Annotated in this window: 23 protein-coding genes; 6 read left to right on the top strand and 17 right to left on the bottom strand. The window is 75.1% G+C overall.

Translation table 11 applies throughout. The features are described 5' to 3' along the window. Positions 1–61: 61 nt before the first annotated feature. A complete protein-coding gene (locus tag ACFE60_RS00650) occupies positions 62–823 on the bottom strand; it encodes a hypothetical protein (protein ID WP_375386897.1) in 762 nt (253 codons plus the stop codon). Between the two features lie 10 nt (positions 824–833). Next, positions 834–1,460, bottom strand: coding sequence for an MBL fold metallo-hydrolase (locus ACFE60_RS00645; protein WP_375386896.1), 627 nt, complete (start codon positions 1,458–1,460; stop codon positions 834–836). Positions 1,461–1,596: 136 nt separating this feature from the next. Here ACFE60_RS00645 and ACFE60_RS00640 point away from each other — a divergent pair, with 136 nt between their 5' ends. Next, positions 1,597–3,120: an FAD-binding oxidoreductase gene (locus tag ACFE60_RS00640; RefSeq protein ID WP_375386895.1), complete on the top strand. Its 1,524-nt coding sequence runs from the start codon at positions 1,597–1,599 to the stop codon at positions 3,118–3,120. A 100-nt stretch (positions 3,121–3,220) separates the two neighbouring features. Here the strand turns inward: ACFE60_RS00640 and ACFE60_RS00635 are convergent, their stop codons facing one another. The 6 genes from ACFE60_RS00635 to ACFE60_RS00610 all read right to left on the bottom strand — a co-directional run bounded on the left by ACFE60_RS00635 (position 3,221) and on the right by ACFE60_RS00610 (position 8,667). Further along, complete coding sequence (locus ACFE60_RS00635; RefSeq protein ID WP_375386894.1) at positions 3,221–4,096, bottom strand: NPCBM/NEW2 domain-containing protein; 876 nt, start codon at positions 4,094–4,096, stop codon at positions 3,221–3,223. Between the two features lie 115 nt (positions 4,097–4,211). Next, on the bottom strand, positions 4,212–5,405 hold the full coding sequence (locus tag ACFE60_RS00630) for an acyl-CoA dehydrogenase family protein (protein WP_375386893.1): 1,194 nt from the start codon (positions 5,403–5,405) through the stop codon (positions 4,212–4,214). After that, the gene (locus ACFE60_RS00625) at positions 5,405–5,860 is read right to left on the bottom strand and encodes a (2Fe-2S) ferredoxin domain-containing protein (protein WP_375386892.1); all 456 of its coding nucleotides are present in this window, start codon (positions 5,858–5,860) and stop codon (positions 5,405–5,407) included. Before ACFE60_RS00625 ends, ACFE60_RS00630 begins: the two co-directional genes overlap by 1 nt. 102 nt (positions 5,861–5,962) lie before the next feature. Next, the gene (locus tag ACFE60_RS00620; RefSeq protein WP_375386891.1) at positions 5,963–6,172 is read right to left on the bottom strand and encodes a hypothetical protein; all 210 of its coding nucleotides are present in this window, start codon (positions 6,170–6,172) and stop codon (positions 5,963–5,965) included. A 131-nt stretch (positions 6,173–6,303) separates the two neighbouring features. Beyond that, complete coding sequence (locus tag ACFE60_RS00615) at positions 6,304–8,289, bottom strand: LGFP repeat-containing protein (protein WP_375386890.1); 1,986 nt, start codon at positions 8,287–8,289, stop codon at positions 6,304–6,306. A 171-nt stretch (positions 8,290–8,460) separates the two neighbouring features. After that, positions 8,461–8,667, bottom strand: coding sequence for a hypothetical protein (locus ACFE60_RS00610; RefSeq protein WP_375386889.1), 207 nt, complete (start codon positions 8,665–8,667; stop codon positions 8,461–8,463). A gap of 79 nt (positions 8,668–8,746) precedes the next feature. Here ACFE60_RS00610 and ACFE60_RS00605 point away from each other — a divergent pair, with 79 nt between their 5' ends. Further along, on the top strand, positions 8,747–9,139 hold the full coding sequence (locus ACFE60_RS00605) for a VOC family protein (protein ID WP_375386888.1): 393 nt from the start codon (positions 8,747–8,749) through the stop codon (positions 9,137–9,139). Between the two features lie 12 nt (positions 9,140–9,151). On the opposite strand, the gene ACFE60_RS00600 is transcribed toward ACFE60_RS00605, so the two are convergent. The 3 genes from ACFE60_RS00600 to ACFE60_RS00590 form a co-directional block, all read right to left on the bottom strand. Continuing rightward, the gene (locus ACFE60_RS00600) at positions 9,152–9,463 is read right to left on the bottom strand and encodes an AzlD domain-containing protein (RefSeq protein ID WP_375386887.1); all 312 of its coding nucleotides are present in this window, start codon (positions 9,461–9,463) and stop codon (positions 9,152–9,154) included. After that, positions 9,460–10,158 carry an AzlC family ABC transporter permease gene (locus ACFE60_RS00595; RefSeq protein ID WP_375386886.1) on the bottom strand — a complete coding sequence of 233 codons (699 nt, stop codon included), beginning with the start codon at positions 10,156–10,158 and terminating at the stop codon, positions 9,460–9,462. Before ACFE60_RS00595 ends, ACFE60_RS00600 begins: the two co-directional genes overlap by 4 nt. 154 nt (positions 10,159–10,312) lie before the next feature. Then, positions 10,313–11,338, bottom strand: coding sequence for a Gfo/Idh/MocA family protein (locus tag ACFE60_RS00590; RefSeq protein ID WP_375386885.1), 1,026 nt, complete (start codon positions 11,336–11,338; stop codon positions 10,313–10,315). Between the two features lie 113 nt (positions 11,339–11,451). Here ACFE60_RS00590 and ACFE60_RS00585 point away from each other — a divergent pair, with 113 nt between their 5' ends. Continuing rightward, positions 11,452–12,006 (top strand): GIY-YIG nuclease family protein, encoded by a 555-nt coding sequence (locus ACFE60_RS00585; RefSeq protein ID WP_375386884.1) that lies wholly within the window; start codon positions 11,452–11,454, stop codon positions 12,004–12,006. A 13-nt stretch (positions 12,007–12,019) separates the two neighbouring features. Here ACFE60_RS00585 and ACFE60_RS00580 read toward each other — a convergent pair whose 3' ends face one another. Next, entirely contained in the window at positions 12,020–12,340 is a 321-nt protein-coding gene (locus tag ACFE60_RS00580; RefSeq protein WP_375386883.1) for a hypothetical protein, read from the bottom strand. A 347-nt stretch (positions 12,341–12,687) separates the two neighbouring features. On the opposite strand from ACFE60_RS00580, the gene ACFE60_RS00575 reads away from it, so the two are divergent. Beyond that, the gene (locus tag ACFE60_RS00575) at positions 12,688–13,152 is read left to right on the top strand and encodes a MarR family winged helix-turn-helix transcriptional regulator (protein ID WP_375386882.1); all 465 of its coding nucleotides are present in this window, start codon (positions 12,688–12,690) and stop codon (positions 13,150–13,152) included. A gap of 305 nt (positions 13,153–13,457) precedes the next feature. Here ACFE60_RS00575 and ACFE60_RS00570 read toward each other — a convergent pair whose 3' ends face one another. From ACFE60_RS00570 to eno, 4 genes are read right to left on the bottom strand one after another with little or no spacing between them, the layout of a single operon-like run. Then, on the bottom strand, positions 13,458–14,933 hold the full coding sequence (locus ACFE60_RS00570) for an NAD(P)/FAD-dependent oxidoreductase (protein ID WP_375386881.1): 1,476 nt from the start codon (positions 14,931–14,933) through the stop codon (positions 13,458–13,460). A 45-nt stretch (positions 14,934–14,978) separates the two neighbouring features. Further along, positions 14,979–15,461, bottom strand: a complete 483-nt coding sequence (locus ACFE60_RS00565; RefSeq protein WP_375386954.1) for a DUF501 domain-containing protein — start codon at positions 15,459–15,461, stop codon at positions 14,979–14,981. 29 nt (positions 15,462–15,490) lie between these two features. Continuing rightward, complete coding sequence (locus tag ACFE60_RS00560; RefSeq protein WP_375386880.1) at positions 15,491–15,922, bottom strand: septum formation initiator family protein; 432 nt, start codon at positions 15,920–15,922, stop codon at positions 15,491–15,493. 36 nt (positions 15,923–15,958) lie between these two features. Further along, positions 15,959–17,239 carry a phosphopyruvate hydratase gene (gene eno, locus ACFE60_RS00555; protein ID WP_375386879.1) on the bottom strand — a complete coding sequence of 427 codons (1,281 nt, stop codon included), beginning with the start codon at positions 17,237–17,239 and terminating at the stop codon, positions 15,959–15,961. Positions 17,240–17,467: 228 nt separating this feature from the next. Between eno and ACFE60_RS00550 the strand changes: the two genes are divergently transcribed. Continuing rightward, positions 17,468–17,842, top strand: a complete 375-nt coding sequence (locus ACFE60_RS00550; protein WP_375386878.1) for an MmcQ/YjbR family DNA-binding protein — start codon at positions 17,468–17,470, stop codon at positions 17,840–17,842. A gap of 89 nt (positions 17,843–17,931) precedes the next feature. On the opposite strand, the gene ACFE60_RS00545 is transcribed toward ACFE60_RS00550, so the two are convergent. Next, entirely contained in the window at positions 17,932–19,128 is a 1,197-nt protein-coding gene (locus tag ACFE60_RS00545) for an MFS transporter (RefSeq protein WP_375386877.1), read from the bottom strand. Positions 19,129–19,219: 91 nt separating this feature from the next. Here ACFE60_RS00545 and ACFE60_RS00540 point away from each other — a divergent pair. After that, a partial coding sequence (locus ACFE60_RS00540; protein WP_375386876.1) for an aminotransferase class I/II-fold pyridoxal phosphate-dependent enzyme occupies positions 19,220–19,906 on the top strand: 687 nt, incomplete at its 3' end.

Here is a 19,906-nt window from a genome sequence, read left to right as displayed (position 1 = left end):
TGCTCCGTCGGCGACGCGGGGACGGGGCGACGCGGTTCCGCGGGGACCGGGCGACCCGGCGTCAGCGGGTCCGGGTGGACGCCCAGCGGTCGCGCTGCGGGCGCGGCCCGGTGTCCGGGTCGCGCAGCAGGGCGCGGAGGTCCTTCCGCACGAAGGCGCGGAGGCGCTGCTCCCGCCGCGCCGCGTAGTCCGGGTCCCGACCCGGATCCGCCGCGACCGTCGCGGCCACCGCGCGGCCGTACTCCTCCGCCGCGTCCTCCTGCGCCTGCCGCACGAGGGCGACGAGCAGCCCGGCGTCGTCGGCCGCGGCGCGCAGCGCGGCCGCGAGCCCGCGGTGCACGTCGGGCCGGCGCCCCTGCTCCTCCCGCGCCAGCTGCTCGCGGACGGGGAGGCGGTCGTCCGCCGGCAGGGCGGCGACGATCGGCTCGAGGCGGAGCGCGGTGCGCTCGTTCTCGGCGGCGAGCGCGAGCAGCTCCTCCCGCGCGAGGCGCTCGAACCCGGTCCGGTCGAAGTCGAGGTGGTCCCGCAGGGCTGCGACGAGGATGCGGTTCTTCAGCGTCATCCTGATCGCGACGTGCGCGATGAGCAGGCCGTCGGTGACCACCGCGTCGATCGGGGCGAGCGGCTGCACGGGCTGCTCGCGCCGGGCGGCGTAGTCGACGGCGAGCGCGCGCACCTGCGGCGGCACGACGTCCCGCCACTGCTGCGCCGCCGGGCCGCCGCGCGCCGCGCCGCCCGCTCCGGAGGCGAGCCGCACGCCCGCGGCCTGCAGGTGGGTCGACACCGACTCCCCGAGCCGCTGCCACCCGTGCGTCGTGGTCACAGGACCCCTTCTACTCCTCCCGCCTGCTCACCGGCCGCCACGGGTCGCGGGCGTGGGCCAGCCACACCTCGTCGGGGTCGAGCGCGCGGATCAGCCGCTGCCCCTCGGTCCGCGGCTCGTCCAGGTCGCCGAACGTGACCGCGGTGTCCCCGGCGATCACGCTCGTCCGCCCCTCCTGCTGCACGACGACGACCTGCGAGCCGCGGGTGTGGCCCGGCGCGGGCAGCAGCCGGACGCCGGGCAGCAGCTCGAGCTCGCCGTCCACGGGCACGTACCGCACGCCGGGCGCCTCCACCCACTCCCGGATCGTGTAGTCGGCGAGGTGCAGCGCGTCGTCCAGCTCCTGCCGCTGCACGTGGACCGGCCGGCCGGCGAACAGGTGGTTGCCCCCGCAGTGGTCGAAGTGGAGGTGGGTGTTCACGACGAGGTCGATGGTCGCCAGGTCGAGGTCCTGCGCGTCGAGCGGCGTGAGGAGCGGGTCCATGTCCGCGACCGCGGGATGCGTCTCGGTCATGCCGGTGTCGACCAGCACCCGGCCGTCCGGGTGGTCGATGAGGTGGACCAGGACCGGCATGCGGCCGTCCTCGACGAGCAGCTCGGCGACCTGCACCGGCGTGATCGTGATGCGACCGGCCATCGTCCGCCGCCCCCTCCCGTCCGGTCGAGCGGACCGGGCAGGGCCACCGTAGGGACACGCCGCGGGTCGCGCCAGGGGCCGCCCGCGCCGCGGCCGCCTCGGCGTAGCGTCGGGTGGCTGCGTGGAAGGGGGCGCGATGCGCGCGGAGCACGATGCGACCCGTCGCGCCCTCCTCGTGGGTGGCGCGGGTCTCGGGGTCGCCGGGCTGCTCGCGGCCTGCACGGACGCCCGGCGGCCGGCGCCGTCCCCCACCTCCCCCTCCGCGTCGGCGTCCGCGGGACCCGAGTCGTGGGAGTCGCTCGCGGCGGCGACGACCGGCCGGCTGCTGCGGCCCGGGTCGCCCGGCTGGGACGCCGCGCGGGTGCTGCGCAACCCGCGGTTCGACGGCGCCGACCCGCTCGGGATCCTCCGCGTCGCGGGGACGGACGACGTGATCGCGGGGCTCGCGTTCGCCCGCGCCTCCCGCACGCCCGTCGCGCTGCGGGCCGGCGGGCACTCGTACACCGGCTGGTCGGCCGGCGGCGCTCCGGGCACGGCCGTGCCGCGGTCGCTGGTGCTCAGCACCGCGGGCCTCGACTCGGTGACCCTGTCGGCCGACGGCGCGACCGTCACGATCGGCCCCGGCGCGCGGCTGCTCGACGTGTACGGGCGCCTGGCCGCCGCCGGGCGGGCGATCGGCGCCGGCTCGTGCGCGACCGTCGGCATCGGCGGGCTGACCCTCGGCGGCGGCCTCGGCGTGCTGGTCCGGTCGTTCGGGCTGACCTGCGACCAGCTGACCGGCGCGACCCTGGTCACCGCGGACGGGCGCGTGCACGAGGTGTCGGACCGCGTCGAGCCCGATCTGCTCTGGGCCTGCCGCGGCGGCGGCGGCGGCACGCTCGGCGTCGTCACCTCGCTGACCTTCCGCACCCAGCCGGCACCCGACGTCCTGATGTTCGAGGTGGTGCTGCCGTGGTCCGCCGCCGCGCGGGTCGTCGACGCGTGGCAGCGGTGGGCGCCCGTCGCGGACCGGCGGCTGTGGTCCTCGCTGAAGCTGCTCGGCGGCTCCCTGCACCCCTCCGGGCCCCGCGTCGCGGTCATCGGGGCGTGGACCGGGCCGAAGGCCGGCGCCGACGCCTCCGTCGACGGGTTCGTGCGCGCCACCGGGGCGACGCCGCTGGCGCACACCGCGACGGCGACGACCTACGGCGACGCGATGCGCCGGTACGCGGGCGGCGGCCAGCGGGTGTCGGAGGCGGCGACCTCGTCGATCGGGTCGCGGCGCCTCTCCGCCGCCGAGATCGCGACGCTGGTCGGCCAGGTGGAGCGGGCGCAGTCCGTCGCCGGCCTGACCGAGGGCGGGGTCGCGCTCGACGCGCTGGGCGGCGCCGTCGCGGCGGTGGGCGCCTCGGCCACCGCGTTCCCCTGGCGGTCGGCGCTGTGGACGGCGCAGTACACGGCGACCTTCGCGGATGGCGCGGACCCGGCCCCGTTCGACGCGTACGTGCGGGGGTTCCGCGCGGCGATGGCGCCGGCGTGGGGCACGGCCGCGTACGCGAACTACTGCGACGCCGCGATCCCCGATCCGTCGGCGTACTTCGGCGCGAACACCCCGCGGCTGCGGGCGATCGCGCAGCGCGCCGACCCGCAGGGCCTGTTCGCCCAGCCGCACTGGGTCTGAGGAGCGCGGTTCACTCCTCGGTCGCCGGAGCTCGCGATCGGCCGCGACCCGCTGGGACGACCGGCCCGATCCGGGCGGTATCGGATCGTTCCGGGACGCGTCAGGGCTTCGCGGAGCAGAGCACCTTGGCCAGCGGCCACGCCGGCACGGCCTGCCGCGAGCCGTCCGGGTCGGGCACGACGGCGGTCTGCTCCAGCCGGATCCGGGAGTTGCCGGTGAGCGCGATGCCGAAGGCCGCGGTCGCGCCGACCGCGAGATCCGCCCGCCGCGCCGCTGTCGCCCCGTCGAGCACGACGGTGAAGGTGGCGGTCGTGTCGGAGGCGCTGCGGTCGGCGAGCCCGACGGTCGCGCTGAAGGCGGCGCAGCGCTCGCCGAGCGCGAAGTCGCTGCTGGTCGTCGCGGTGCGCGTGCTCGATCCGGCGAGCACCCGCGGGTAGCCGGTGCCCGCCACGGTCAGCGCGTCCGACGGGTGCGGGGCGGTCGATCCGGCGGGTGCGACCTTCGACGCGATCGGCTGGTCGACGAGCGGGAACCACCGCCACACGGTGACGGCGCGCGTGCCGGCCGACGGCTTCAGCGTCGCGGAGCCGGCGAAGCCGACGCGGTAGACCTGCCTGCCGACGCCGGCCGCCCGGGCGACGAGCACGAACGTGCTCGACGGCGACACCGTGGCGGCCGCGGCGACGGGGATCCACCGGGACCCGCGGTGGACCTGCAGGTGCAGCGTCATGCCGACCAGGTTGCCGGAGGTGGTGCCTCGCAGCGTGAGGTCGTCGCCCGCCAGCGTGAACGACCCGGTCGTCGAGGCGTCCGTGATCGACTTCAGGGTCACCGACGTGGTGCCCTTGCCGGCCGCCTCCGCCGACGATGCCGTGACGAGCGGGAGCACGGCAGCCAGCAGGGCGGTGGTCGCGACGGCGAGCAGGGCGGCGCCGATCCGGCGGAGACGGGCGGTGTCCGAGTGGCGACCGAGCATCGTGGGTCCTTCGATTCCGACTGCTGATCAGGGCGGACGCACTGTAGGCCGGGCTGCGCGGCGGGGACCAGCCGTCCCTCCCGCAAACAACCCGCACGATCGGGCGCTCGGAGGATCAGCGGAACGCCTGCAGGCCCGTGATCCGCTCGCCGAGGACCAGGGTGTGCACCTCGTCCGTGCCTTCGTAGGTGCGCACCGACTCCAGGTTGCTCGCGTGCCGCAGCGGCGAGTGCTCGAGCGTGACCCCGTCGCCGCCGAGCACCGTGCGCGCGGTCCGCGCGACCTCGATCGCCACGCGGGTGTTGTCGAGCTTCGCGAACGAGATCATGTGCGGCTCGAGCCGACCCGCGTCCTTGAGCCGCCCGATCCGGAGCGCGACCAGGTGCGCCTTCTGGATGCCCAGGGCCATGTCGACCAGCTTCTGCTGCGTCAGCTGGAAGCCCGCGATCGGGCGGCCGAACTGCGTGCGGCGCAGCGCGACCGCGAGCGCCTGGTCGAAGCTGTCGCGGGCGGCGCCCACGGCCCCCCACGCGATCCCGTACCGGGCCTCGTTCAGGCAGGCGAACGCGGCTCGCAGCCCGATCGCCTGGGGCAGCGCCGCGCTCTCGGGCAGCCGGACGCCGGAGAGGGTGACGTCGCACTGGATGGAGGCGCGCATCGACAGCTTCTGCGGGATCGGCACCGCGCGGAACCCGGGCGTCGCGGTCGGCACGAGGAACCCGCGGATCCCCTCCTCCGTCCGAGCCCAGATCACCGCGACATCCGCGATCGAGGCGAGGCCGATCCAGCGCTTCGATCCGTCGAGCACCCACTCCCCCGCCTGCAGCCGGGCGGTCGTCAGCATGCTGGACGGGTCGGACCCGGCGGTCGGCTCGGTGAGGCCGAAGCAGCCGATCGCCTCCCCGCCGGCCATCCGCGGCAGCCAGTCCGCCTTCTGCTGCTCGGAGCCGAACCGCGAGATCGCCGTCATCGCGAGGGAGCCCTGCACGGACACGAAGGTGCGGATGCCGGAGTCGCCGGCCTCCAGCTCCTGCATCGCGAGCCCGTACTCGACGGCGGAGCGGCCCGCGCAGCCGTACCCGGAGAGGTGCATGCCGAGCAGGCCGAGCGCGGCCAGCTCCGGGATCAGCTCGACCGGGAAGCGGGCCTGCTCGAACCAGCCGGCGATGTGGGGCCGCACGCGCCGGTCGACGAGCTCGCGCACCGAGCCGCGCACCGCGAGCTCCGCGCCGCTGAACTCGCTGTCGAGGTCGAGAAGGTCGCTCGCGCTGGCCACGTCGCTCCTGCCGTCGGACTGCCGGGACTCCATCATCCGATCGTCGGCCGCTCCCGCGCGCGCCTCCCCGGGATCGCCCGCCGGGTGGACAGGTCGCGGCGGCTGCGGCGGTCGGCGTCGAAGCGGTGGCCGCCGAGGAGCGGGGGCGGCTCGGTGCGAGCGTCCCCGGAGGCGACCCAGTCGACGACCGCCTCCGTCGCCGCCTCGTCGAGCACCTCCCCGAACCACACCGGCTCGATACCGGCCTCGCGCCCCTGCCGACCGGGCGAGACGACCACGACGTTCGAGCGGTCGCACGCGTCGAGGCACCGGCTGGCCACGACCGTGGCGTGCTGCCCGTCGAGCGCCTCCCGGAGCCGCGCCAGCTGCCCGGCGTGGTCGACGCGCGGGTGCGTGCGGCGGCTGCCGCAGTCGCCGCCGCGGCACACCACGACCTCGGGCTGGTCGGCCTCGAGCCGGCCTCGCCAGCGGTCCAGGCGTCTCGACATGGCTGCTCCCTCGTGCTCGGCGGACCCTGCAATCCTGCGCGACCCGTGCTGCGCAGCCGTTCAGGTCGGCCCCCGCCTCGCAGGACGAGCCGGGCGCTGTCGTCAGCGCCGCTCCGCCGCCTGCCGGCGGTGTCGCTCCGCGGTGCGGGCGGTGCTCCGCAGCGCCAGCACCAGCAGCCCGATGACGACCGCCGCCGCGACCACGACGCCGAGGACCATCCCGATGACGAGATCGGTCGCCGCCCACACGCCCTGACCGGTGTCGTTGCAGACCACGGTCCCCTCCACGCAGGACCGGATCAGCGGAAGCATCCCCGCACGCTACGGCGCGGCGGGCCCGGCTCCAAGTGCCGCCCCACCCGCGGACTTGCCACTTTCCGCACGCGACACGCCGCAGAGGGTGCCGAAAGTGGCAAGTGTGCGGTTCGGACGGTCCGCGCGGGCTACCTCGTCTTCGCGGTGATCCGGCCGCGCTCGAAGGGCTGCGTCGTGATGCCCTTCGCGGTGGTCGCGGAGGCGGTCGGCCAGCCCAGCGCACCGCCGGGGCCGCCCTTCGCGAGGTACCGCTTCAGGATCGGCGCGACGACCGCTGCCGTGCCCGCCTTGGAGGCGTAGATCGCGCCGTTCGTGAACGCGACGACGGAGCCGCCGCGGCCCGCGGTCACCCGCGTCGTCGCGCCCGGCCAGCCGAGCGGCCCCGCGGTGCCGCCCTGCCGGTTGAACCTGCTGAGCACCGTGCCGGTGAGCGCGTGCGTGCCGCCGGCGACCGAGGAGTAGATCGTGCCGCCGGTGAACCGCTGCGCGGTCCCGCCGCCGTTCACCGTCGAGGTGGTCTGCGACGCGCGCGGCAGGCCGAGCGGGCCCGCCGCGCCCTGGTGCGCCGTCCAGTTCCGCCACGTCGCGCCGGTCACGGCGAACACGCCCGTCGCCGTCGTCACGACGACGCCCTGCTGGAACGCCTGCGACGTGAGCGTGACCCCCTTCGCCTTCACCGTGGTGACCGCACCCGTCGGCCAGCCGAGCGCGCCCGCCTCCGCGCCCTGCTGCAGCCACCGGGCGAGGACGGGCGCACGTACCGTGGTCGACGCCGTCGGGGTGATCACGAGCCGTCCGCCGGAGAAGGCCTGCTGGGTGCCGCCGGTGCTCACGACCGCGTCGGCGATCGGCCAGGACAGCGCGCTCGCCCCGCCTCCGGCCTTCGACCACGCGGCGAGCATCGCGCCACCTACGACCCAGGCGCCGCCCGAGGTCGAGACGATGACGCCGTGCTCGAACGGCTGGTTCAGCGGGCCGCCGACGACCGGCGCCGTCGCGCCTCCGGTCGGCCAGCCCAGCACGCCGGTCGGGCCGCCGGTGGCCGTGTACTTCTGCAGCGCCGCGCCCTGCAGGCCGACGGTGCCGCGGGCGGAGGTGTACAGCGCGCCGCCGGCGAAGGTCTGCGTCGCGCCGGAGGCGACCGCGGTGACGGAGCCGGTCGGGTCGCCGAAGACGCCGGCCGAGCCTCCGGCCGAGGTCCACGCCGACGTGATCGACGCCGCGGCCGCTGCGAGCGGATCCGCGGCGGCGACGCGCGGCGACCCGAACCAGCTCGTGAACCAGAGGAAGAAGTTGCGGTTGCCGTAGGCGGAGCAGGCGTCGCCGATGCCCCAGCCCGCCGCGAGCGCCGCCGCGTTCGGCTGGTAGGGCGTGTAGTAGTACAGGCTCGCGGTGGCCTTGTTCTGGATCGTGATCGTCCCCGCTCCGCACGCGGCGCTCGGGTTGTAGAGCACCGCGTTCGCCCGGCCGACCGGGAACCAGCTGTAGACCGACGGGTAGGGGGTACCGGGACCTGTGCCGACCGGGTTCGTGTAGCGCACGAGCCAGTACGCGACGCCGTACAGCTGGTTGAACAGGCCGTACTTGGCCGGGTCGCAGGCCGCGGTGTCCGGGCAGCCGAGCCCGGTCGCCTTGCGGTAGACGGAGGCGACCGTCTCGCTGCCGCCCGGCTTGCGGCCGGTGACGAGCGTCTGCTCCTTCTGCAGCATCACGAGGATCACCCGCGGGTTCACGCGGCAGGCGGCGGCCGCCGTCGCGATGACCTGGGCGACCGACTGCGCGAGCGCCGCCGGCACCGCGGCGCACATCGGGTTCGCGGCGAGCGCGGGCACGTCGACCGTGACGGACCTCAGGCAGGTCGCACCGGTCGCGCACGTCGGCTGCTTCGCGTCGAGGAACGCCTGGATCGCGGGCGCGGTCATGGTCGACGGATCGAACATCACCGCGTCGTCGATGATGTCCGCCGGGTCGAACGCGTCGAGCGCGCCGGCGGCGAGCGCCGGCTCGGGCCGCACGCTCGTCCCCGCGAACCCGGCGACGACGAGCGCGAGGGCGACCGCGGACGCGATCCCGGGCCTCCTGCGGCTGCGCGCGCGCACGGTCGGCTCCCCCACGCGAAGCACCGTAGGTGGCGATCGCCGCTGCGCGAGCCTCCGCCACCGCCCCAGTAGTGGTGCAGACGCGGCGTGGCGTGCGCTCCCGAACGAGGACTTGCCACGACACGCCCTCCTTGCGATCGGGGAAGGGCATCCGGTGACAAGTCCTCGTTCCTCCCGAGCGGCCGCCTACTGGAGCACGACGACGCCGACGATCGCGGCCACCGAGGCGACGAGCACGACCCCGAGCACCAGCGGCGGGACGAGCGCCGACGCGGGCAGCCGCAGCCGGTCGTTCGCGATCCGCCTGGCCCGCAGCAGCAGCACCGGCAGGGCGATCGCGACCCCGACCAGGCCGGCGACGCCGAGCAGCAGGGCCACCGCAGCTGCCGTCATGCCTGGACGGTAGTTCGATCGACGGCCGAGGTCACCTGCGCTTCGCGAACGGGACCCCGCGGGTCGTAGCGTGGCGACCGTGACCGATGCGGGTAGGCACGCGGTGCTGGGACTGGGCGGCGTCTTCCTCCGGGTGCGGGATCCGGAGGCGCTCGGCGGGTGGTACCGCGACCACCTCGGGCTGGACGTGCAGGACTTCGGCAACGGCGGCTTCGGTGCGATGCTGCCGCTCGGGACGCCCGGCTACCAGCTGTGGACGGCGTTCCCGCAGGACACCGCGGCGCTCGGCGCGGCGACGCAGCCGGTGATGCTGAGCTTCCGCGTCGCGGACCTCGACGGCCTGCTCGCGCAGCTGCGGGCCGACGGGGTCGAGGTCGACCAGCGGGTCGAGCGCAGCGAGTACGGCGTCTTCGGCTGGTGCGTCGACGGCGAGGGCAACCGCGTCGAACTCTGGCAGCCGCCCTCCGAGTAGCGCTCGCGCCGGTCAGTGCCACCCGGCCAGGCGCAGCAGCGCCGCGGTCACGGCCGCCAGCACGACGACCACGATGAAGGGGGCGCGGAGCAGCAGCGCGAGGATCGCGACGACCAGGCCGGCCGCGCGGGCGTCGAGCACCAGGTGGGTGCCGGTCGAGAACGTCTGCAGCACGACGAGCGAGGCGAGCAGAGCGGCCGGCAGCATCGTCGTCACCGTGGTCGCCCGCGGGTTCCCCAGCACCCTCGGCGGCACCACGTAGCCCGCGAGCTTCAGCGCGTAGGCGACCGCGGAGGCGACCAGCACCGCGACCCACGTGCTCAACCCGCCGCCTCCGGCTGCGTGGGACGACGCCCGGGCCAGAACCAGGCGATCACCGAGCCGACGACTGCGGCGGCCAGCACCGGCAGCCCCTGCGGCAGCACCGGGATCAGCGCGAGGGTCACGACCGCGCCGGCGATCGCGATCGCGACCGGCTCCCGCGCCGTGAGCCGGGGCCAGAGCAGCGCGACGAACGCGGCGGAGGCGGCCGCGTCGAGCCCGAACCGCTTCGGGTCGCCGAGCGCGTCGCCCGCGAGCGCGCCGACGAGCGTCATCACGTTCCAGCCGGCGTAGATGCCGATCCCGGTCACCCAGAAGCCGAGGCGGCGCAGCGGCGGCGTCGCCTGCGCCACCGCGACGGCCGTCGACTCGTCGATGGTCAGCTGCGCGATCGCGAACCGCCGCCAGCCCTTCGGCAGCATCGTCGGCCCGAGCTGCAGGCCGTACAGCGCGTTCCGAACCGCGAGCAGCGACGCGGCGGCGACGGCGGCGCCGACCGTCCCTCCGCCGCCGAGGATGCCGATCAGCGCGAACTGGGACCCGCCGCTGAACAGCAGCAGCGACAGGGCGCAGGTCTGCAGCACGGTGAGGCCGCTCGCCACCCCGAGCGCGCCGAAGCTGATGCCGTACAGCCCGGTCGCCACCGCGACCGAGAGGCCCTGCCGCACCACGGCGGCGCGCTCGCGCTCGTCGCCCATGCAGCGATCGTGGCAGGTCGCGCCGCTCGCCTCCCTCTCGCGGATCCGGATGGATGACGCGACACGCCGTCCGAGCGCGCTCAGCGCCGGCGTGTCGCGCAAGCCGTCCGGATCCGCGCAAGGAATCCGGATCCGCGAATCGTGCGGAGCCGCGTCAGGAGGCGGCGATGCGGCCGCGCGCGTCGTCGATCACGCGCATCACCTGCACGACCTCGTCGTGCGGGTGGAGGGGGGACTCGAGCCGGCCCTCCGCGACGTAGGACGCGAACGCGGTCGCCTGGTAGCCGAGCCCGTCGTGCAGGGCGTCGAAGCGGCCGTCCCGCCACGTCGCGACCTCCTCCGAGCCGATGCCGCCGAGCGTCACCTCGATGCCGGTCGGGCCGAAGAAGGGGCTCAGCATCCGCACGTGCCCGGCCGACCCGGCGACGCGCGCCTCCACCGGCAGGGCGGCGACCAGGGAGGTGGCGAGCAGGCCGTCCGCGCCGCCCCGGCCCGTCACCGCGAGCGCCGCACTGCTGTCGACGTCGCCGTCCTGGCTGCCGGAGGCGGACACCAGCCGCAGCGGGCCGATCACGGAGGAGGCGAACGAGATCGGGTAGACGCCCGCGTCGAGCAGCGCACCGCCGCCGAGCGCCGGGTCCCAGAGCCGGTTCGACCGGTCGTCGGGCGCGACGAAGCCGAAGTCCGCGATCACCAGCCGCACGTCGCCGATCACGCCGTCGGCGATCACCTGCCGCAGGATCGAGGACTGCGGCAGGTACCGCGTCCACATCGCCTCCATCACGAGCACGCCCGCGGCGCGGCCGGCGTCGACGATCGCCTGCGCCTCGTCGGCGCTCATCGCGATCGGCTTCTCGATCAGCACGTGCTTGCCTGCCGCGATCGCGGCGAGCGCCTGGTCGTGGTGCAGGGGGTGCGGGGTCGACACGTAGACGACGTCGACGTCCGGCGAGGCGACCAGCGCCTCCACCGACGGCAGCACGGTCCCGATGCCGTGCCGGTGCGCGAACGCCCGCGTCTTCGCGACGTCCCTCGCGGTCACCGCGACGGCGCGCTGCGCGGTGTGCGCGTGCAGCGCCGTCACGAACCGGTCGGCGATGCCGGTGCCGATCACGCCCCAGCGGAGCGCGGGCACCGAGTCGATCGGGATGTCCTGCGGGGTCGGGAGCGAGAACGTCATCCGGGCCTCTCGTGCGGTCGTGTCGAGCGGGAGCGAGGCTAGACGCCGCGGGTGGGCCGAGCCTTCGAGCCGGAGCGATGTCGGAGGGGCGCGCCTACGATCGCGCACTCCCCATGACGCCCTCCCTCCCCGATCCGTGCCTCGTGCCGGGCTGCGACGTGCCGGCCCCGCACGCCGGGCTGCTGCGGCTCTGCGCCGACCACCTGGCGCTCGCCGCGGAGGTGCACGGCGTCGGGTACGGCGTCAGCGGGCCGATGCCGGCGCCGTGCCGGCTGTGCGGGTCCCGGCTCGGCGTGCAGCACGTCTCGGGCTGGACGTGCGCCGTCTGCGAGTGGCCGCACGGCGAGCACCCCGACGGCGAGCTGCCGGTGCCGCGGGTCGACGTCGTCTACTACCTGCGCTTCGCCGACCGGGTGAAGATCGGCACGACGGCGAACCCGCCGCAGCGGTTCACCGCGATCCGGCACGAGGAGGTGCTGGCCTTCGAGCGCGGGGACCGCCGGGTGGAGCACCGCAGGCACGTCCAGTTCGACGACGAGCGCGCGGGCTCGAGCGAGTGGTTCGAGCTGAGCCCGCGGCTCGCCGCGCACATGGAGACGCTCGCGGCGGGCGCGGACCCGTGGGATCGCTGGCGGCGCTGGCTCGCGGAGGCGGTGGCGGTGCGCTGAGGCGGGCGGCGACTCAGTGCAGCAGCACCGCGGCGGACGTGCCGGCGGCGGCCACCAGCAGCGCGGCGCCCCCGGTGACGTAGTGCCACACGCGCCGGCGCTGCGCCGCCTCCGCCGCCACGGCGGCCTCCGGCCGATGCGCATCGAACGCGGCCTGCGCGCTCGCGAGGTCGGAGAAGCGTCCGAGGAGGTTCCCGTCGTCGTCGGTGGCGACGTAGTGGCTGCCCTGCTCGATCATCCCGATCGGGTGGTCGTCGCGCCGCGCGACCCACAGGTACTTCGACAGGTGCCGCCACTGCACGTCGATCGGCGACTGGGTTGATGCCTCGGCCACGGTGGCCCCGGTCCCGCTGCGGTCTACCTTCCGGCGCCCCAGCTGCTCTGTCCCCGACCCTGACCGGGATGCTCGCGCCAGCTGCTCGCTGGTTCACCTTCACATCCCGACGGTGTGATCACTGGTCGGTGCTGCCACGGTACCAGTCGAGGCACGGATAGTTGCAGAAATGAAGTTTCTCGATCGGAGGGTTGACAACCGGCGGAACGCGTCTTCGCGGCGCTCCCCCAGCCCATCTCCGGTTCCGATCCAGACGGCCGGGCGTACGGTTCCCGCACGCGTCGCCACCATCGGACAGCGGCTGCCGGTGCACCGCCGACACCGCGGGCGCGGCGCGAGGAGCCAGCGTGGACGTACCGATCGACCTCGAGCCGGGGCCTGCGCGACCGCTGCTCGTCGCGATAGACGAGCTCGACCGCGCCGAGCGGCGGCTGCGCCTGCGCGTGCGCACCGAGATGCACCTGAACAACACCGACTTCACGGCGCTGCTCTACGTCGACCGGCGGGAGCGCCGCGGCGCGCCGGCCCGCGTCGGCGAGCTGACCGACTACCTGGCGATCTCGACCGCCGCGGCGACCACGATCGTGAACCGGCTGAGCGGCGCGGGCTACGTGGAGCGCTTCGCCGACCCGGGCGACGGCCGAGGCCGCACGATCCGGACCACGGACTCGTCGCGCGCCCTGATCGACGACCGGTTCGGCGGCATCCGGGCGGAGCTGGACGACCTGGTGGCCGGGGTCGACGACGTGGAGGAGGAGCGCCTGCTCGCGCTGCTGCACCGCGTCAGGGACATCATCAGCCCGCTGCACTGAGCCGCCGGACGCCTCCGAACCGCGTGCGCGGACCGCCGGCGGATCCACCCCCTGTCGCTGCAGGCCGTTCCTGGCGTACGGTCCGCTCATGCGGTGCCCGAAATGCGGGGGCTTCGAGTCTGGGCTCTCCACGACGATGACGTCGAGCAAGGATCCTGCGGCGCGCTGGCAGTCCGAGTGCGCGGACTGCGGCTACCGGTGGGTCCATCCCATGCGGGTCGGCTGGGGCGTGACCGTGCCGACGTAGCGCTCCGTCGACGCGGCCGACGGCGGACCATCACGCGATCCGCCGCCGTCGGCCGCGCCTACTGCTTGGCGGGCTCGGGCTCAGGCGCCGGGTTCGCGTACACCGGGCCCGAGACGCCCTTGGCGCCAGGCAGCTGCGGCTCGATCTTCTTCGCGCGGGTGCGGGTGGCGCGCTTCGGCGCCTCTGCGACCGGCTCCGGCACGACGGCGGCAGGCGGCTTCGGGCGGGAGGCGAAGGTCTCGAAGGCGACGCGCGGCTGCTCGCGGGCGATCAGCTGCACCAGGTCGCGGCCGAGCACGAGGTTCATGCCCCAGGTGACGATCACGCGGATCTTGCGCTCCCACGTCGGGATCGCGAGACCGTGGTAGCCGCGGTGCATCACCCACGCGGGGAACCCGGTGATGCCGAGCTTCTTGTACTGGAACGCGCCGACGTAGAGACCGAGGCCCGCCACCGCGCCGAGCCCCTCGTGGTAGTAGTCCTTCGTGCCCTCGCCGCGGAGGGTCGCGGCGATGTTCTTCGCCAGCTGCTTGCCCTGCCGCACGGCGTGCTGGGCGTTCGGCACGCAGAAGCCGCCGACGCCCTTGCCCGTCAGGTCGGGCACCGCGGACACGTCGCCCGCGCCCCAGGCGTCCGGCACGACGTCGCCCTCGGCCGTCACGACGCGCAGATCGGCCTGCACGCGGAGCCGGCCGCGCTCCTCCACCGGCAGGTCGGTGTTCCGCAGCATCGGCGACGCCATCACGCCGGCCGTCCACACGACGACGTCCGACTCGAACGACTCGCCGGTCGACAGCTGGATCACGCCGCCCGTCGCGTCCTTCAGCTGGGTGTCGAGGTGCACGACCGCCCCGCGCTGCGCGTAGTTCTTCAGCACCCAGTGCGAGGTCTCGAGCGAGACCTCGGGCATGATCCGGCTCATCGCCTCGATCAGGTGGAAGTGCGTGTCGTCGAAGGTGAGCTGCGGGTAGCGGCCCAGCAGGGCGGAGGCGAGGGAGCGCATCTCGCCGAAGACCTCGATGCCGGCGAAGCCGCCGCCGACCACCACGAAGGTGAGCAGGCGGTCGCGGGCGGGGCCGGCTGGCAGGTTCGCCGCCTTCTCGAAGTTCGTGACGATGCGGTCGCGGATCGCGACCGCCTCCTCGATCGTCTTCAGGCCGATCGCCTCGTCGGCGACGCCCGGGATCGGGAAGGTGCGGGACACGGAGCCGGCCGTGACGACGACCTGGTCGTAGGACATCGTCCAGGGCTCGCCGACCTCGGGCTCGATCAGCACGGTCTTCGCAGCGTGGTCGATCCGCGTGACCTTGGCGGTGATCACCCGCGAGCGCTTCAGGTGCCTGCGGTGGTCGACGACCGCGTGCCGGGACTCCACGGAGCCGCCGACGACCTCGGGCAGGAACGGCTGGTAGGTGAGGTAGGACAGCGGATCGACGACGACGATCTCCGCCTCGTCGGCCCGGAGCCACTTCTCCAGCTTCCACGCGGTGTAGAAGCCGGCGTAGCCGCCGCCGACGATCAGGATGCGAGGCACGAGTCGGGGGTTCCCTTCGAGTCGGTCGGTCTGCAGCGCCACATGCTACCGGGGAGCCGGTGCCGGCCACCGACCGACGAGCGCCCGCACGGGCGCCTCCGCGGCGGCGGCCTCGGCCAGCGCGAGGTCGCCGATCGGGTTCACGCCGGGGCCCGCCGCCAGGGCGTGGCCGGCGAGCGCGTGCAGGCACTTGACGCGCACGGGCATGCCGCCGGCGCTGACGCCGGCGAGCTCCGGCACGTCGCCGGCCGCCGCGCGATCGGCGAGGTAGGCGGCGTGCGCGGCGGCGAACGCCTCCGCGTACGGGCCGCCCGGCTCGACGAGGGCCGTCCACCCGCGCATGACCCCCTCCGCCTCCAGCCGCGAGATCGCGGCCACCAGCGTCGGGTGGGTCAGGTAGTAGAAGGTCGGGAACGGCGTGCCGTCCGCGAGCCGCGGCGCGGTCGCGACGACCGCCGGCGTGCCGTCGAGCGTGCGCGCCGCGACGCCGACGACGTCCCGGACGGGGCGGCCCAGCTGCTGCGACATGATCTCGAGGTCGGCCTGCGTCGCGGGGGTCACCGGTCCCGCTCGGTCGTGGTGCCCGCCGCGACGAGCGACTGCAGCAGGGCGTCGGTCCACGGCGTCGCGTCCGCCCGGGCGGAGGCGGGCGGCGTCGCCGCGGCGGAGTCCCCCGTCGCGCTCGCGTGGATGACCCGGTACGCGGTGGTGCCGGGGGTCACGTAGTAGAGCCGGCTGCCGGCCTGCGCCCGCACGTAGGCGGGGTCGGACCAGCGGGCGCGCTGCTCGGCCAGCTGCGCCAGGTCGGACCGCTGGTCGGCGATGCGCGCCTCCGCGTCCGCGATCGCCCGCTGCTGCGTCAGGTAGGTGCTCACCGCGGGCGCCAGGGACAGCACGCCGAGCACGAGCAGCACCAGCGCCGCGATCGCCGCCGCGGGCACGCGCACGCGCGGCGTCGCCGCTCGCGCGCCGTCCGCGGGTCCGCTCATCGCACCTGGTCCTTCCGCCCCTCCGGGACGGGAGGCTCAGCCCGTGAAGCGGGGGAACGCCGCGAGACCCGGGTACACCGCGGCCTCGCCGAGCTCCTCCTCGATCCGGAGCAGCTGATTGTATTTGGCGACCCGCTCGCTCCTGGCGGGCGCGCCGGTCTTGATCAGGCCGCTGTCCACGGCGACCGCGAGGTCGGCGATGGTGGTGTCCTCGGTCTCGCCGGAGCGGTGGGAGAGGATCGCCGTGTAGCCGCTGCGCTGCGCGAGCGCGACCGCGTCGAGGGTCTCGGTGAGCGTGCCGATCTGGTTCACCTTGACCAGGATCGAGTTCGCCGTCTTCAGCGCGAGGCCCTTGGCGAGGCGCTCCGGGTTGGTGACGAACAGGTCGTCGCCGACGATCTGCACCTTGTCGCCGATCTCGGCGGTGAGCGTCGCCCAGCCCTCCCAGTCGTCCTCCGCCAGCGGGTCCTCGATGGAGACGAGCGGGTAGCTCGCGACGAGGTCGGCGTAGTACGCGGACATGTCCGCGGCGGACTTCTGCTGCCCCTCGAACGTGTAGGAGCCGCCCTCGAAGAACTCGGTGGAGGCGACGTCGAGCGCGAGCGCGATGTCCTTGCCGGGAGTGAAGCCGGCCTTGCCGATCGCCTCGACGAGCAGGTCGAGCGCCTCCCGGTTGCTGCCGAGGTTCGGCGCGAAGCCGCCCTCGTCGCCGAGCCCGGTGGAGAGGCCCTTGCTCGACAGCAGGCTCTTGAGCACGTGGTAGGTCTCGGCCCCCCACCTGAGGGCGTCGCGGAAGGTCTCCGCGCCGACCGGCAGGATCATGAACTCCTGGATGTCGACGTTCGAGTCAGCGTGCGAGCCGCCGTTGATGACGTTCATCATCGGCACCGGCAGCACGTGGGCGTTCGGGCCGCCGAGGTAGCGGAACAGCGGCAGCTCCGCGGAGGCGGCGGCGGCCTTGGCGACGGCGAGGCTGACGCCGAGGATCGCGTTCGCGCCGAGGTTGGCCTTGTTGTCCGAGCCGTCGGTGGCGATCAGCGTGGCGTCGACGATGCGCTGGTCGGCGGCGTCGATGCCCTCGACGGCCGGGCCGAGCTCGTCGATGACCACCTCCACGGCCTTCTGCACGCCCTTGCCGCCGTAGCGGTTCTTGTCGCCGTCGCGCAGCTCGTACGCCTCGAACGCGCCGGTGGAGGCACCGGACGGCACCGCCGCGCGGGCGACCACGCCGTCCTCGAGCAGGACCTCGACCTCGACGGTCGGGTTGCCCCGCGAGTCCAGGATCTCTCGGGCGTCGATGGTGTCGATGGCGGCCATGGTGCTCCTCGGCTCGGACGGCGGCCGCGCGGCTTCGCGGCCGCCTCCAACCCTAGTGAGGGCGCCCCCGAGGCCGCCGAACCGGGGGCGAACGCTCGGCCTCCCTCTCCCCCTTCCTCGCGGATCCGGATTCCTGTCGCGGATCCGGACCGCGCGCGCGACACGCCGCCTCCGGAGTCGGATGCGCGGGGTGTCGCGCGATCCGTCCGGATCCGCGAGCATCCCGGGATGGCGCATCCGATCATGTTCGAGGCCGACGACCCGCTGCTCGCCCGGCTGCGCGGGGTCGCGCTCGCGATGCCCGAGGCGGAGGAGCGCGTGAGCCACGGCCGGCCCTGGTTCTCCCACGCGGGCGGCACCGCGTTCGCCGTGTACGGCAGCGGCACGAAGGGGCCTGACAAGGTCATGCACCCGCACGCGCTGGTCGTGCACGTCGACGACGACGAGCGGCCGGCCCGCGTGCAGGACCCGCGCTTCTTCGTGCCCGCCTACCTCGGGCCGAAGGGCTGGCTCGGCCTGGACCTGGACGACGCGGACTGGGTGGAGGTCGGCGAGCTGGTCGACGCCTCCTGGCGACACGGGGCCCCGCGCCGCCTGCTCTGAGCCTCATCGGTCAGGCCGGATCCGCCGGCGCGCCGCCCGACAGCGTCTGCAGCGCGGCGCGTCGCGAAACGAGCCTGAACGACGAAGCGTCAGGGGCGGGTAGGGCGGGAGGCGACGGCGGGCATCGCGAGGCCTGCCGCCGCGAACGCGAGCCCGAGGCCCAGCCAGCCGACCGGCCCGGCCCCGAGCACCGCGCCGGTGAGCAGCAGCGGGCCGACCGCTCGCGCGACCGGCACGCCCGCGTTCCACGCCGCCTGGTAGCGCCCCTCCGTCCCGGCCGGCGCGAGCCCGAACGAGAGCGCCCAGCTGCCGGCGCCGAACCGCACCTCCGCGACCGTCTCGACGGCGACCCCCGCGAGCACGAGCAGCGTCGCGAGCCACGGCTGCGGCACGAGCGCGGCGCCGCCGATCAGCACGACCGCCGGCAGCAGCAGCAGCCCGCCCGCGCGCACCGCGCGGCCCCCGTCCTCGACCGTCCGCACCCGCCGCGCGACGCGGCCCTGCAGCACCACGACGCCCGCGGTGTTCAGCAGGAAGGCGAGCGCGGCGGTCAGCGGCGGCGCCGCGGTCGCGTGCACCACCCACAGCGGCAGCACGACGCTGAGCAGCGGCATGTACAGCAGCAGCACCGCGTTCACCGCGGCCGAGGCGAGGAACCGGAGGTCGTGGACGAGCGCCGAACGCGCCACCGGCCTCGGCGCCGGCGGGCGGGCGGCGGCCGGCATGGCCAGCAGGAGCGCGGCGGCGACCACGAACGCCGCCGCATCGAGCAGCAGGGCGACGGTGAACGCGGGGCGCGTCCCCAGCGCCAGGACGACGGAGCCGACCACCGCCCCCAGACCGATGCCGACGTTCTGCACGACCTGGAGGGAGGCGCGCACCGCGGTCCGCTGCTCCGGAGCCACCAGGGCAGCGACGCCCGCCTGCCGCGCCGCGGTCAGCGCGGTCTGGCCGACGGCGTAGACGACGACCACCGCGACGAACGGCACGAACCCGCGGACGAACGGCACGGTGGCGAGGGCGGCGGCGACCAGCGCGGCGAACGCGCCGCACGCGGCGCGGATGCCGATGCGGTCGGTCAGCGCGCCGAGCGGCACCGCGAGCAGGAAGCCGACGGACCAGGCGACCGTGAGGCCGAGCCCGACCTGCAGCGCGGGCAGGCCGACGCCGACGGTGAAGAACACCGCCGACGTCGAGAGGTAGGCGCCGTCGCCCACCGCGCTCAGCACCTGCGCGATCCCGAACCGGCGCAGCAGCGGGGTGGCGAGCAGCGGCTCCGGGGTCATCGGAGCTCGGTGCGGGCGAGCACCTCAGGGTCGGTCTCGGTCATGGGAACGACGCTAGGCCGATCATGGCGCACGGGTATGGTCCACTTGCATGGCGATCAAGTGGGCCGATTCCGGGCTCGACCTGCACCTCGAGCGGCTGCACGGCCGGGTGCGGGCGGGGATCGTCGAGCAGCTGCGCACGGCCGTCGCGGCCGGCAGGCTGGCGAGCGGCACGAGGCTGCCGCCGACCCGTACGCTCGCGGCGGACCTCGGCGTCGCGCGCAACACGGTCGCCGACGCCTACTCGCAGCTGGTCGCCGAGGGCTGGCTGACCGCCCGGACCGGCTCTGGGACCGTCGTGGCGGACCGGCCGCCGACCGCGGACGCACCGCCGGGGACGACGCCTCCACCCGTCGCGCCGCCGCTCGACCTCCGTTCCGGCTCCCCCGACCTGTCCGCGTTCCCGCGCGCCGAGTGGGCCAGGGCGCTGCGGTCGGCGGTGGCGACCGCGCCGGCCGACCGGTTCGGCTACGGCGATCCGCGGGGCGTGCCGGAGCTGCGGGCGGCCCTGGCCGCGTACCTCGCCAGGGCCCGCGGCGTGCACGCGGCACCCGGTCGCGTCGTCGTCACCGCCGGGTTCGGCCCGGCCGGCCCCTCCATCGAGACCGAGGTAACCGACGCATGGCGCACCCTGGCCGCCGAGCAGCCGGTGCTGCGCGGCCTGCTCGACGCCCACGCCCCGCGCTCGGCCGTACTGACCGACGCGATGAGTGGCGAGTTCCACAACCTCGCCCTG

The sequence above is a fragment of the uncultured Amnibacterium sp. genome (genome assembly GCF_964245895.1).
In the GTDB taxonomy this organism is placed as follows: Bacteria; Actinomycetota; Actinomycetes; order Actinomycetales; family Microbacteriaceae; genus Amnibacterium.
This window is presented reverse-complemented; position numbering and strand designations above follow the sequence as displayed.

What these genes read in the sequence shown, in the direction of transcription:
- ACFE60_RS00645 (WP_375386896.1), bottom strand. Translation starts at nt 1,460, where the DNA reads ATGGCCGGTCGCATCACGATCACGCCGGTGCAGGTCGCCGAGCTGCTC.
- ACFE60_RS00640 (WP_375386895.1), top strand. Translation starts at nt 1,597, where the DNA reads ATGCGCGCGGAGCACGATGCGACCCGTCGCGCCCTCCTCGTGGGTGGC.
- ACFE60_RS00635 (WP_375386894.1), bottom strand. Translation starts at nt 4,096, where the DNA reads ATGCTCGGTCGCCACTCGGACACCGCCCGTCTCCGCCGGATCGGCGCC.
- ACFE60_RS00630 (WP_375386893.1), bottom strand. Translation starts at nt 5,405, where the DNA reads ATGGAGTCCCGGCAGTCCGACGGCAGGAGCGACGTGGCCAGCGCGAGC.
- ACFE60_RS00625 (WP_375386892.1), bottom strand. Translation starts at nt 5,860, where the DNA reads ATGTCGAGACGCCTGGACCGCTGGCGAGGCCGGCTCGAGGCCGACCAG.
- ACFE60_RS00620 (WP_375386891.1), bottom strand. Translation starts at nt 6,172, where the DNA reads ATGCTTCCGCTGATCCGGTCCTGCGTGGAGGGGACCGTGGTCTGCAAC.
- ACFE60_RS00610 (WP_375386889.1), bottom strand. Translation starts at nt 8,667, where the DNA reads ATGACGGCAGCTGCGGTGGCCCTGCTGCTCGGCGTCGCCGGCCTGGTC.
- ACFE60_RS00595 (WP_375386886.1), bottom strand. Translation starts at nt 10,158, where the DNA reads ATGGGCGACGAGCGCGAGCGCGCCGCCGTGGTGCGGCAGGGCCTCTCG.
- ACFE60_RS00590 (WP_375386885.1), bottom strand. Translation starts at nt 11,338, where the DNA reads ATGACGTTCTCGCTCCCGACCCCGCAGGACATCCCGATCGACTCGGTG.
- ACFE60_RS00585 (WP_375386884.1), top strand. Translation starts at nt 11,452, where the DNA reads ATGACGCCCTCCCTCCCCGATCCGTGCCTCGTGCCGGGCTGCGACGTG.
- ACFE60_RS00565 (WP_375386954.1), bottom strand. Translation starts at nt 15,461, where the DNA reads ATGTCGCAGCAGCTGGGCCGCCCCGTCCGGGACGTCGTCGGCGTCGCG.
- ACFE60_RS00560 (WP_375386880.1), bottom strand. Translation starts at nt 15,922, where the DNA reads ATGAGCGGACCCGCGGACGGCGCGCGAGCGGCGACGCCGCGCGTGCGC.
- eno (WP_375386879.1), bottom strand. Translation starts at nt 17,239, where the DNA reads ATGGCCGCCATCGACACCATCGACGCCCGAGAGATCCTGGACTCGCGG.
- ACFE60_RS00550 (WP_375386878.1), top strand. Translation starts at nt 17,468, where the DNA reads ATGGCGCATCCGATCATGTTCGAGGCCGACGACCCGCTGCTCGCCCGG.
- ACFE60_RS00545 (WP_375386877.1), bottom strand. Translation starts at nt 19,128, where the DNA reads ATGACCCCGGAGCCGCTGCTCGCCACCCCGCTGCTGCGCCGGTTCGGG.